Origin of the sequence: Actinotignum sp. UMB0459 (assembly GCF_051905915.1) — a bacterium.
In the GTDB taxonomy this organism is placed as follows: domain Bacteria; phylum Actinomycetota; class Actinomycetes; order Actinomycetales; family Actinomycetaceae; genus Actinotignum; species Actinotignum sanguinis.
On sequence record NZ_JBQAIK010000002.1, the window covers coordinates 14,471 to 27,176 of the forward strand.

6 protein-coding genes are annotated in these 12,706 nt (G+C 63.5%); all 6 read right to left on the bottom strand.

Annotation, left to right across the window (positions count from 1 at the left end):
- Positions 1–173: 173 nt before the first annotated feature.
- On the bottom strand, positions 174–2,528 hold the full coding sequence (gene glgB, locus ACTFPK_RS00505; protein ID WP_439910867.1) for a 1,4-alpha-glucan branching protein GlgB: 2,355 nt from the start codon (positions 2,526–2,528) through the stop codon (positions 174–176).
- A gap of 288 nt (positions 2,529–2,816) precedes the next feature.
- On the bottom strand, positions 2,817–4,259 hold the full coding sequence (locus ACTFPK_RS00510) for a hypothetical protein (protein ID WP_279058335.1): 1,443 nt from the start codon (positions 4,257–4,259) through the stop codon (positions 2,817–2,819).
- Positions 4,256–6,127: a maltose alpha-D-glucosyltransferase gene (gene treS, locus ACTFPK_RS00515; protein WP_274778654.1), complete on the bottom strand. Its 1,872-nt coding sequence runs from the start codon at positions 6,125–6,127 to the stop codon at positions 4,256–4,258. Before treS ends, ACTFPK_RS00510 begins: the two co-directional genes overlap by 4 nt.
- A 4-nt stretch (positions 6,128–6,131) precedes the next feature.
- The gene (locus ACTFPK_RS00520) at positions 6,132–8,528 is read right to left on the bottom strand and encodes an alpha-1,4-glucan--maltose-1-phosphate maltosyltransferase (RefSeq protein ID WP_279058338.1); all 2,397 of its coding nucleotides are present in this window, start codon (positions 8,526–8,528) and stop codon (positions 6,132–6,134) included.
- A 740-nt stretch (positions 8,529–9,268) separates the two neighbouring features.
- Complete coding sequence (trpS, locus tag ACTFPK_RS00525) at positions 9,269–10,369, bottom strand: tryptophan--tRNA ligase (protein ID WP_126134888.1); 1,101 nt, start codon at positions 10,367–10,369, stop codon at positions 9,269–9,271.
- Between the two features lie 89 nt (positions 10,370–10,458).
- Positions 10,459–12,693: a glycogen debranching protein GlgX gene (gene glgX / locus ACTFPK_RS00530; protein ID WP_439910868.1), complete on the bottom strand. Its 2,235-nt coding sequence runs from the start codon at positions 12,691–12,693 to the stop codon at positions 10,459–10,461.
- Positions 12,694–12,706: the final 13 nt, after the last annotated feature.

Genomic DNA, 12,706 nt, shown 5'->3' on the forward strand with positions numbered 1-12,706 from the left:
CGCAAAAAGGGTTCGTAAATTTCTTTTTTATTTTTGTTGTCCAGCTGGCGTTGGCGCGGGAGACCCCCCCCCCCGCGGCCCCACTATTGCGCCGCTGCCAGGCGCCGCCGCGAAGGAGCTAGTACGCGGCGCGCGGAGGCGGCTATCTTAGGCGGCTGCCGTAGCCTGCTGCTTTAGGCGGCCGCAGCTGCTGCGGATTCCTCCGTGCCCTCATCGCCCCCGCCGGCCGTGGCATCCCCGCCAGCCGTGGCATCCCCGCCAGCCGCCCCGGCCGCACCACCTTCAGCTTCAGCTTCAGTTCCTGCTGTTGCTTCAGCTTCTGCATCGAGGGCTTCGCCTGCCTCAACGCCCGCGAGTTTCTCAGCCGCGTGGTGGAGATAAACCACCCCGAGCGGGGGCAGCTGCACGGGTGCCGAATAGAGCCGGCCATTCCAGCCGACCTCCTCCGCGTGGACCTCCCCGAGATTGCCCACCCCGGAACCGCCGTATTCCACCGCGTCCGTATTGAGGACTTCCTTCCAGGTGCCCCCAGCCGGCAAACCGATGCGGTAATCGTGGTGGGGGATACCCGCGAAATTACAGGCCACCACAATGACGTCCTTACCGTCGGCGGAGCGCCGCAGGAAGGTAATGACGTTATTATCAGCGTCCGATCCGTCAATCCACTCGAATCCGTGCGGGGTGAAATCATCACTCCACAGGGCCGGGTGATCCACGTAGATCTCGTTGAGCCTCTTGACAAGGGACAAGATGCCATCGTGTTCGGGCTGGTCGGTTAGCCACCAGTCGAGAGATGCGTCGTCGTTCCATTCGCGGATCTGCCCGAATTCCTGGCCCATGAACAGTAGCTGCTTACCCGGATGCGCCCACTGGTAAGCGAGCAATTCGCGCACGCCGGCGCGCTTTTGCCAGTCGTCCCCGGGCATCTTTTGGTAGAGCGAGCCCTTGCCGTGTACCACTTCGTCGTGGCTGAGGGGCAGCAGGTAGTTCTCCGAATAGGCGTAGACCATGGAGAAAGTGATTTCCCCGTGGTGCCAGCGCCGATTGACCGGTTCTTCCTCGAAGTAGCGGATGGTGTCATTCATCCAGCCCATATTCCACTTGAGGCCGAAGCCGAGCCCGCCGCTATCCGTCATCGCCGTGACGCCCGGCCAGGAGGTGGATTCTTCCGCGATCATCATGACGCCGGGGTTGCGCCGGTAGGCGGTGGCGGTGACTTCCTGAAGGAAGGAAATCGCCTCGAGGTTTTCCCGGCCACCGTAAATATTGGGCTGCCATTGCCCGGCTTCCCGCGAGTAGTCCAGGTAGAGCAGGGAGGCCACGGCGTCCGCGCGGATGCCGTCGAAATGGAATTCCTCCAGCCAGTACAGCGCATTGGCGACCAGGAAGTTGCGCACTTCGCGGCGCCCGAAATCGAAGACCAGGGTGCCCCAATCCGGATGCGAGCCGCGTTGCGGATTCGGATCTTCGTACAGGGCCTGGCCGTCGAAACGCGCGAGCGCCCACTCGTCGGTGGCGAAATGCGCGGGGACCCAGTCGGTGATGACCCCGATCCCAGCCTGGTGCAGCCGGTCAATGAGGTAGCGCAGGTCATCGGGGGTGCCGTAGCGCGAAGTGGGGGCGTAATACCCGGTCACCTGGTAGCCCCACGACGGCGTGAAAGGATGCTCGGCCACCGGCATGAATTCCACGTGGGTGAAGCCGCAGTACTTGACGTGCCCGATGAGCTGGTCAGCGAGCTCCCGGTAGGAAAGCCCCTTGCGCCACGAACCCAGGTGGACTTCGTAAATGGAGACCGGCCCCGAAGCCGGATCGGTACGCTGGGCCATCCAGGCGTCGTCGTTCCATTCGTAGTTGGATTCGGTGACGATAGAGGCGGTGGACGGCGCGGTTTCGCTGTAGCGGGCCATGGGATCGGCCTTCTGGTGCCAGCTCAGGTCCTTGTACTGGATCTCAAACTTGTAGCGCGCCCCCGCGCCGGCGCCCGGCACGAAGATTTCCCACAGCCCGGAGCTGCCCAGGGAGCGCATGGCGTGCAGGGAACCATCCCAGCCGTTGAAATCACCGACCACCCGTACGGCGAGCGCATTGGGCGCCCACACCGAGAAGGCCACGCCCGTGACATCCCCGAGAACGGAGGGGAAGTGGCGCACATGCGCGCCCAGTGCGTTCCACAGTTCTTCGTGGCGCCCCTCCGAAATGAGGTAAATATCGGTTTCGCCCAGGGTGGGCAGGAAACGGTAGGGGTCATCCCCGCGGCTTTCCACGCCCCCGTACGAGGCCACCACCCGGTAATCGGGCACGTTGGGGGTGTCGAGCACCGCGCGCCAAATTCCGTTGTATTCGTGTACGGCAGGCACCCGCCCGTCCAGCGTTTCAATAAATACCGCATCCGCGAGCCGCCGAATGGTGCGAATGGTGACGGTGCTGCCGTTGGAATGGGGCCCGAGGACATCGTGGGGTGCGTAGTACCAACCCTTGGAAACAGCCTCGAGCGTGCCTTCATCAACTTCTACGTAATCAGACATGTGTGCCTCTCTGCACGATGGAGCGTAGGCGGTCAGAGCGGGAAACCACCCGCGCGCGCCGGTGATGTGCTGTGTCCTGCCAAGCGGCATCGCGGAATTTCCGGGAAGTACCGCGCGACTATCTACATATCCCAGGATACCTGAAAGATGCGCGATCCCGGGCCGCGGCTGCCTGCCGTGGACAGTGCGCGGGCCGGGTGCGGAGGAGGTGGCGGGCGTGGGTGGTGGTGTGCGAAGGGCGACGACGCCGCAGCCCGCCGCGGGGCGGCGGGCTGACCTGCGGATCTGCTAGTTCTCGAGCAGGCGGTGGACTCCGCCCAGGGGGAGATCGATCCAGTCCGGGCGCTGATTGACCTCGTACACAACTTCGTAAAGTGCCTTGTCCAGGAGGAGGGCGCGCAGCAGGGGCCGGTGCGCGGCGGGAATCGCGCCGTAGCCGGATAGGAAAGCAACTTCCGCGGCGCGGGTCCACGCGCGCATGCGGGAGGCGGGCTGGCCATCGCGTTCGCCCTGGCCACCGGCGTAATCGAAGGAACGCAGCATGCCGGCCACATCGCGCAGGGCGAGGTCGGGGGCCACGCGCTCGGGGAGCGGGCGCAGGGGCTCACCTTCAAAATCGAGGGCCACCCAGCCACGCCCCGGCACATCCACAACCTGCCCGAGGTGGTAGTCCCCGTGGATGCGCTGGAGCGCCGGCCAGGCAGTGGCCGCGGCGGCGGCAAAAACCTCGTTGATGCGCGCACGGCTGGCCGCTAGCTCGGGGGCCGCAGCAAGGGCGGCGCGAGCTCGTGCATGCCAGCTGGCCAGCTGCGCTTCGCGCAGCTGCGGCGTCGCCGCGGTGGTACCCAGGCGGGTGGCGAGTGCGGTGTGGAAAGCGCGGGTGAGGGAGCCGAGTTCGCGGATGCGTTCGGAAAAATCGCCCAGCAGCGCGCGGGGAGTATTCAGAACGGGGCTGTTCGGGGCGGGGAAAGAGCTCGTGACGACGCGCCAGGCGTCGTGGGCGCCGGTGAGGAACTCCTGCGCCACCAGCACATCGCTGCCCGCTGCGGCCGGACCGCCCACGAGCGCTGCCGAGCCCCACTGCGCGGGGACTGTGCCGGTATCCGAAAGCGCGGCCTGCAGCTCCACGTCCGGGTTCGCGCCCGGGCTCAGCACCCGAAAGAGCTTGATAATGAGGGGCACGGTGCTGGTCTGGTAGATGATTGAGCTATTGGATTGTTCGCCGCTCAGCGGCCGGGCAGCGCGGTAGCTCCCCGGGAAGTCGGCCGGGCGCGTGACCAGGTCAAGGGTGCTGTTGGTGGGCTGGCTCGGTGCCTTGCTGAGCGCCGGGGAATGTAGGAGGGGTTCGCTGCCCGGCTGGCCGGTGGCGGCCTCGAAGAGGAAACGCTGGCCGGCAGGATGCGTGGTCGCGTCGAAAATAAGGTGGCCGCGGGCGCGGGCAACCGGGGCGGGTGGCTCAGCCGGCGCGGTTGGCGCGGCCGGCGCGGTTGGCGCGCTCGGCGCGGCGTCGTCGTGCAGCGCGGACCCGGTAGCGGGGGCGAGGAGCAGCGGGACGTTGTAGAGCGTAGAGCCGGCGTCAATAATGAGCCAGGTGAGGGTGAAAGGCTCTGCGCCGCACGTGAAGTCAGCGCGGGCCCGCAGGTAGAGCGGATGGGCTTCGCCCCGGTACCAGCGCCGGGCGTGCATCCACGCCTCGAGTTCCGGAATCCGCTCACCGATGTCCCAACTCACGCTGCGTTCCCTTCTTCATGATCTGCGGTGTTCGCCGCGGTGGGCTTTTGCGCGGGTGCCGCGGCCGCCGGCGGCGCCGGGCGGGAGAGCGCAGCGAAGTCCACCTGTTCTCCGCTTTCTGCGGCGCGGGCACCTTCCACCGGGCCCGGTTCCGCTTGCCCGGGCGCATCTAGTTTGAGCCAGAAGAAATTGCGGCTGCCCAGCGTGACGTCATAACCGCCAGCGGCACCGACGGCCGGGAAACCTGCCCCGCCAAACACATCCGTGGCCAGCCACCCGGCATAGTCGGGCAGCTCGATGCGCCCGGCGCGCGGGGTATTGGCCAGGTTCATGATGCAGAGGAGGGTCTCCTCCGGGCAGGAGCGAGTGAAAGCGAGGATCGCGTCGTTATTCGATTCGCGCAGCACAAAATCACCCGAGCCCATGGCCGGGTGCCCGCGCCGCACCTCCAGAATCCCGTGAATCCAGTGGAGCAGCGACGCCGGCTGCGCGAGCTGCGATTCCACGTTGACCGCCTGGTAGTTATAGGACAGCGAGGTAATAGCCGGCAGGTAGAGCTGACCCGGATCCGCGGTGGAAAAACCGGCATTGCGATCTGGACTCCACTGCATCGGGGTGCGCACGCCGTCGCGATCCGGCAACCAAATATTGTCGCCCATCCCGATTTCGTCGCCGTAGTAGAGGTAGGGCGAACCGGGCAGGGAAAGCAGCAGCGCGTGCGCCAGCTCGATCTCCGCCCGGGAATTCCCCAGTAGCGGGGCGAGGCGGCGGCGGATCCCCACATTAGCTCGCATGCGCGGATCGTCGGCATACCAGCCGTACATGAGGGCGCGTTCTTCCGTGCTCACCATTTCCAGGGTGAGTTCATCGTGATTGCGCAGGAAGGTACCCCACTGGGCCCCGGCCGGAATCGCGGGGGTGCGCTCCAGAATCTCCCGGATCGCGGTGGCACGCTGGTCGCGCAAAGCGTAATAAATACGCGGCATCACGGGGAAGTGGAAGCACATATGGCATTCGGGCGCCTGCGCTGTTCCGAAATATTCGACGACGTCCTCCGGCCACTGATTCGCTTCGGCCAGCAAAAGCGTGCCGGGAAATTCCTCATCGAGGACCCGGCGCACCTTCGCGATAAACGCGTGTGTTTCCGGGAGGTTTTCGCAATTCGTGCCTTCCCGCTCATAGAGGTAGGGGATGGCATCTAGGCGCAGTCCGTCCACCCCTAGCCCGCACCAGAAGCGGAAAATATTGAGGACCGCTTCGTGCACCTTGGGATTATCGAAATTCAAATCCGGCTGGTGGGAGAAGAAACGATGCCAGAAATACTGTTTGCGCACCGGATCGAAAGTCCAATTGGAGACCTCGGTGTCCACGAAAATAATGCGGGCATCTTCGTATTTTTTATCGGTGTCCGACCACACGTAGAAATCCCCGTAGGGCCCTTCCGGATTCGCGCGGGAGGATTGGAACCACGGGTGATCCGCGGAGGTGTGGTTGATAACGATATCGATGATGACGCGGATACCGCGCCGGTGGGCCTGATCAACTAGCTCCCGAAAATCATCCATCGTGCCGTAGCGAGGATCCACGGCGGTGTAATCGGCGACGTCGTACCCGCCGTCCCGCCCCGGGGAAGGGTAGAACGGCGGGATCCAGATGCAGTCGATCCCCAGCCACTGGATGTAATCGAGATGCGCGATCAGGCCGCGGAGATCACCAACGCCGTCGGCATCGGTATCTCCAAAAGCCTTGAGCAGCACCTCGTAGAACACCGCGTGGCGATACCACTCCGGATCATCGATTAGCCCGGGGTGTTCGGACTGGGTGATGCGGGGCCCGGAAGTGGCAGCGTTGAGGGAAGGAAGGGACATAGGATCAGAGGGCCTTCACGGAGAGAATATGCGCTGGGGTGGTGAAGGGGTTGAGCCGCACGAAGGGCCGGTTATTCCACTGGAAATGCCCGCCGCCCAGCTCATCCACCACCTCGATATGCTCGGGTGCCTCGCCGCGCGGCAGACCGCTGGCATCGAAAGCACCGAAAGCGGACATATCCAGAGAGATCTCCGCCTCCTGGGTGGTATGCGGATCGAGGTTGAGCACCACAATCACGCGGTCCGCGGTTCCCGACGGAGTTTCCTCCGGGCGCGCCACCTTCGTGAAGCACAGAATATTCGGATTCGACGTGGGGTTAATGGTGATCCCGCGCAGGCGCTGGAGAGCCACGTGCTCCTTGCGGATCTCGTTGAGGCGGGTGAGAAGCCCTTGGATACCGTAGGGATCGCGGGTGTAATCCCGCGGGCGGTATTCGTATTTCTCGTTGTTATTCATTTCTTCGAAGCTGCCGCGCGGCTCCGATTCCACGAATTCATAACCGGAGTAAATCCCGTAGGAGGGCGCTCCCATCGCCGCCAAAATCGCGCGGATCTTCCAGCCGTTCGGGCCGGATTGTTGGAGATAGGGGGTGAGGATATCGTGCGTCGTCGGCCAGAAAGTGGGGCGCAACATCGCATCCGATTCCCGGCCGACCTCCCACAGGTAGTCCTCAATTTCCTTCTTTTCGTTACGCCACGCGAAGTAGCAGTAGGACTGGTGGAAGCCCACCGCGCCCAGACCCCGCATCATCGGCGGGGCGGTGAACGCCTCGGCCAGGAAAATAACCTCCGGGTGGGTGCGGCGGAATTCGGCCAGCAGCCGCTGCCAGAAACTCACCGGCTTGGTATGCGGGTTATCCACGCGGAAAAGCGTGACCCCGTGCGAAACCCAGGTTTCCAGCACGCCCTTGACCGCCTGGTAGATACCTTCCGGATCGTCATCGAAATTGAGCGGGTAGATATCCTGGTACTTCTTCGGGGGATTTTCCGCGAAAGCGATGGTGCCGTCCGGGCGGTGCAGGAACCATTCGGGGTGTTCGTGCAGCCACGGGTGATCTGGGGAGCATTGCAGTGCAATATCGAGGGCGACCTCCATGCCCAGATCCCGGGCGGTGGCTACGAAGGCATCGAAATCCTCGAACGTGCCCAGATCCGGGTGGATGGCATCATGCCCGCCCGCTTCGCTGCCAATCGCGTAGGGCGAGCCGGGTTCACCGGGCTGGGCAATCAGCGAATTATTCTTCCCCTTGCGATCAGTCAGGCCAATCGGGCTAATCGGAGTCAGGTACACCACGTCGAAGCCCATGGAGGCGATGCGGGGCAGATCTTCCGCCGCGGTGCGCAGGGTCCCGGAATGCCAGGTGCCTTCGTCGTCGCGCCAGGCTCCCACCGAGCGCGGGAACATTTCGTACCAGGCGCCGTGCAAGGCCAGTTCGCGGTCCACGGCGAGGGGGAAACGCGCCGATTCGCTCACGAAATCGCGCACCGGATACCTGTGGATAATATCTTCGACGACGTCGGACGTCACGGCCGCGAAACGTACCGAAGCCGGGATGGACTTTTTTCGAACGACGTCGATAGCGTCATTAATCGCCGGCCGGTCCTTTGAACCGCGCGGCAGCAATTTCGCCACCCTCTTGAGCAGCTGCTCGGCTTCGAGGAACACCAGGTCAATATCCTGGCCGACCGGGAGCTTCGCTTCGGCGGTATGCCGCCAGGTGGCCAGCGGATCCGACCACGAGCGCACAAAGAAGGCCCAATCGCCCGGCTCGGTGGGGGTGAGCCAGCCTTCGTAACGGCCCAGGCCCGGGCGTACCAGGACCATGGGAGCGCTCTGAACTTCGCGACCCTGCGGATCAACGAGGACGGCTTCACAGCCGAAAAGATCGTGCCCTTCGCGCCAGACGGTGGCCTGCACCGGGAAAGCTTCATTCACGGTTCCCTTAGCGGCCAGCGAGCCGTTTTGCACGCAGGGTGTCACATCCATAATCGGGATGCGGGCGATATTGGCCCGCGGGGCGGGGGCCGGGGCCACAGGTGCCTGCGGGAAAGCCGGCGGGTACCCTTCGGCGTTTGCACGGCCGTGCGTGGTAGGGGAGGCTGGGGACGTAGCGGTGGTTTGTGCCGCGGGGGTTTTCGCGGAGGTCTTCGCGGGGGCTTTTGCGGAGGTCTTCGTGCTTTTTGCCGATCCGGAGGCCTTTGTGGACTTTGCCGCGGTGGTGCTCTTCGTTGAGCGCCGGGTGGCCGCGGGTTTCTTCGGGGACGCTGCCTTTGCCGTTGCTGGCTTCTTCGCGGTGGCGGACTCCGCGGCGGCTGGCTTCGGGGCCGCGGGCGTGGTTGCCGGCTTCTTTTCGGGCGTGGATGCCGAATTCTTCGCGGGCGTCGTCGGTTCAATGGACATGGCTTATCTCCTCGTATCCTCGGGCGACATATGGCGGGAGTGCGTGCAAGCGGCAGCAACCCCACGGCTCGAGCGGCGACGCACGAGCCGATGATGCGTCTGTGTAAGGATGCTCACAAGCCCAATCCTATTAGGTTTCCGGGCTTCTGGCACACCGGCCCGCGGGGGTGGACGCATGGCAGGTTGGCTGCGTCGTCGTATGCGTGAGCTTCGGTCCGGCGCCACGGGAGGCACTATGTGTTTGTCGAGCTGTACTGCATTTGTTGTACATGCGAAGTACACCTCGGGAAAAGTGCCCCCGTCCTTGCCCTTGTTCTTGCCCTTGTTCTTGACCTTGTTTACGGAGCGACCAAAGCACAACTCCTGAACGGGATCGCGTAGTGCACGCCTCTTGTGTCCGGTGTAATGGTACTGGAGAACACCGGGCCTAACAGAGTGGTACTGCACGGCAGAAAACCGGGTGCTGGCTGTAGCTCCAGTACCACTTTGCGAGCCGGTGGAATACTGGTCGGTCAGTTCCGTCATTGGGTTCGCAGAAAGTAACGTCCTGACGTGGAGGTCTACAAAATGTAACCTCCCGCCATGACGTGCCTGCAAAAAGCAACGTCCTGGCGACTACGCGCACAAAATGCAACCACAGCTCACGAAATTGGTTTCTTAATGTAGTTGGTGTTGCTTTTTGTGTTAGGCGGTAGCCGCCGAGTGCTGGGAAGCGTTCCGCGACCAGGCTGGCCGGCGCGCTAATACACCATCTGGAGTGCTTCACGCACCTCCGCGAGCGTCTTATTGGCGCGCTCGTTGGCAATCTCAATACCTCGGCGCACAATCCCATCCACGTAACCGGGATCCTTGGCCAGCTCGGCGCGCTTGGCCCGGATAGGCGCAAACATCTCATTAATCGCTTCGGTGACGATCTTCTTGAGCGTACCGGCCCCGCCGTCGCCAATTTCTTCCGCGATCTCCACCGCGGGCCGCCCCTGCGCCAGCGAAGCCAACAGCAGCAAATTTGCCACTTCGGGGCGGTTGTCCGGATCGTAGGTAATATGCCGATCCGAATCCGTGACCGCTTTCTTGATGCGCTTGGCGGTTTCATCCGCGCTCATACCGATTTCGATGGTGTTACCGCGCGATTTGCTCATCTTGGCGCCATCCAAGCCCAAAATAGAGGTGCCCTCAGAAAGCAGGGCCTGCGGGCGCGGGAACACCGGGGTTTCACGCCCGGCCGGGCGGCCGTAGCGCGCCTCGAAACGATCAGCGATCACGCGTGCTTGTTCGAGGTGGGGGAGCTGATCCTTGCCCACCGGCACCAAATTAGCTTTGCAGAAAAGGATATCCGCGGCCTGGTGAACCGGGTAGGTGAGCAGCAGCCCGGAAAGGGGCCGCCCGCCCGTTGCCTCGTGTTCCGCCTTGACGGTGGGATTGCGGCGCAGCTCGGCGTCGGTCACCAAAGAAAGGAAGGGGAGCATGAGTTCGTTGAGGCCCGGAATAGCCGAATGCGGGAAAATAACCGCGGCATCCGGGTCGATACCCACCGCGAGGTAATCGGTGGCCAGGGAACGCACCCGTTCCCGGATAGGCCCGGTGCCATCCCGATCCGTAATGACCTGAAAATCGGCGATAACCAGCCAGGTTTCCACGCCTTTGCGCTGCAATTCCACCCGGTTGCGCAGCGAACCGAAGTAGTGCCCCAGGTGGAGATTCCCGGTGGGGCGATCCCCGGTGAGAACCCGGAATTCCTCCGGAGAAGTGTTGATCTTCTCCTTGATTTTCTCACTCAGGCGCTGCGCATGCGCCAGGGACGCGGCGGACGTGGACCGTTCGAGGGATTCCTCGACACTCATACCTTGCTCCTTCAGTCATACACCCAGGTCATACCCCCGAATTCCCCGGGAGCACGCTCTGCTTGTCTATTGTAGGCGCCGCTCGCCCGCTACCGCTCCGGATTGGCGAAGTACAGCTGCATCGTCAGCGGCTCCACCCGGGTGGAGGCCCCGGGCTGGTAGATACGCTCCGAGGACCGCGGGGTGGGCCAGGAAGAATCCCAGGCCAGCGCGAAGGGATTACCGCGCCCCTGCGGGAACCGGATAGGAACGTGGTGATTTGAGCCGTTGATGACCACGAGCGCATCGGCGTCGCGCTCAGAACCGGAACGCAGCATTTGCAACAACCGATTCGAAGGATCGAACCACCGGTGCTCGGGCATCGGTTCGCCGGTATCAGCAAACCACTGCAGATCGGGAATGTGATCGCGCCCGGAGGGCGATTCGGTGTAGAACATGCTCGGGCGCAAGACCCGGTGTTCGGAACGCAGCCGGAAGAGGTACGCCACGGTTGCCTGCAGCTCGCGCTGCCATTCCTCGCGGTCCCAATCCAGCCAGGACACGTGATTATCCTGGCAGTAGGCGTTGTTGTTCCCGAATTTCGTATCGGCAAATTCGTCGCCGCCGTAGAGCATGGGTACCCCGGCGCTGAAAACTAGCGTGCCGATGAGGTTGCGCATGGTGCGGGTGCGTGCCTTGAGCACGCCCTCGGGAAGCGGGGAGGTATCGGTGCCTTCCCCTTCTACCCCGTGGTTCCACGAGCGGTTGTTATCGGTGCCGTCCCGCCCGTTTTCTCCGTTGGCTTCGTTGTGCTTGGAATCGTAGGAGACCAGGTCGTAGAGGCTGAAACCATCGTGCGCGGTAATGAAATTGACGGAGGCAAGCGGCCCGCGCCCGGAGGGGGAACGCCCGTGCCCGAAAAGATCGGCGCTGCCGGCCAGGCGGGTCGCCACGTCGCGCAGGTCCCCGCCCAGGCCGCCGCCGGCAACCGCGCGCTGATCGGCCACCCAGAACTGCCGGATGGAATCGCGGTAGCGGTCATTCCAGTCCGCGGTGGGCGGCAAGAAATTACCGGTTTGCCAGCCGTTCGGCCCCAGATCCCAGGGCTCGTTAATGAGCTTGACGTTGGAAAGAATGGGATCGGTGGCCATCGCCAGGTAGAGGGGGTGGTTGGTATCGAAATGATCGCCCCGGCGTGCCAGGGTGGCGGCCAGGTCGAAACGGAATCCGTCCACGCCGATCTCGCTCACCCAGTAGCGCAGCGAATCGAGGGTGAGCTGGAGGACGGGCGTGCGCCGGAAATCCAGAGAATTCCCGGTGCCCGTGGTGTCATAAAACTGGCCGGGCTGGTTGGGTACCTGCATGTAATAGGTGGTTTGCCCGAAGCCGCGTAGCGAGACGGTGGGTCCGTTGACCCCGCCTTCACAGGTGTGGTTATAAACCACGTCAAGGATGACTTCCAGGCCGGCATCGTGGAGACGTGCCACCATATCGCGTACTTCTTGCAGCACGGCCAGGGGTCCAGCGGCGCGCGCGGTGGCGGTGGCCAGGCTCGGCTCGGGAGCGAAATAGGAGAGGGTGGAATACCCCCAATAGTTGGTGAGATCGCGTTCGGTGAGGAACGGTTCTGACATTTTCGCGTGGATGGGCAGTAGCTCCACGGCTGTCACGCCCAGGGAACGCAAATAATCGGTGACGATCGGGTGCGCTAGGCCGGCGTAGGTCCCGCGTAATTCTTCGGGGAGGGCGGCTAGCTGCTGGGTGAGTCCGCGCACGTGCGTTTCGTAGATAACCGTGTGGGACCAGGGCGTATACGGGTGGCGGATATGCGTTTCCGTGGGTGCGGTCACGACGCCGCGGCACATGGCCTCCAGGGAATCGGTATCGTCACGTTGCGGCGGAACCGGGACGGGATCCAGAGCGTCATTCACCTTGTGCCCGTACAATTCGGGTCCCAAGCGCGGGGTGCCGGTTATGGCCCGCGCGTAGGGATCAAGAAGGAATTGCGCGGGGTTAAAACGCATCCCGGTATCGGGATTCCACGGGCCGTGTACCCGGTAGCCGTATTCTTGACCGGCACGCACCCCGGACACGTGCCCCACCCAGGTGGTGAAACTCGCGTCCCGATGCAGGGAATAGCGACGCTCGGTCATACCCGAGGCACTGCGATCAATAAGGCACAGGTCAACAGCGGTCGCGTGCGGAGCCAGGACAGCGAAATCCGCCCCGGTATCGGTGAGGTGCGCCCCCAGACGCACGGGCCGCAATCGGACGGGCAGAGCACGCTCGGAGGCGCGCGCCACGTACCGGGATGCGGTCGGGGAAGTAGCCGGTAATGAAGTCACCTTCGTATTGTCG

Excerpts from the sequence above, each read along its gene's own strand:
- treS (WP_274778654.1), bottom strand. The coding sequence starts at position 6,127 with ATGTCCCTTCCTTCCCTCAACGCTGCCACTTCCGGGCCCCGCATCACC.
- trpS (WP_126134888.1), bottom strand. The coding sequence starts at position 10,369 with ATGAGTGTCGAGGAATCCCTCGAACGGTCCACGTCCGCCGCGTCCCTG.
- glgB (WP_439910867.1), bottom strand. The coding sequence starts at position 2,528 with ATGTCTGATTACGTAGAAGTTGATGAAGGCACGCTCGAGGCTGTTTCC.
- ACTFPK_RS00520 (WP_279058338.1), bottom strand. The coding sequence starts at position 8,528 with ATGTCCATTGAACCGACGACGCCCGCGAAGAATTCGGCATCCACGCCC.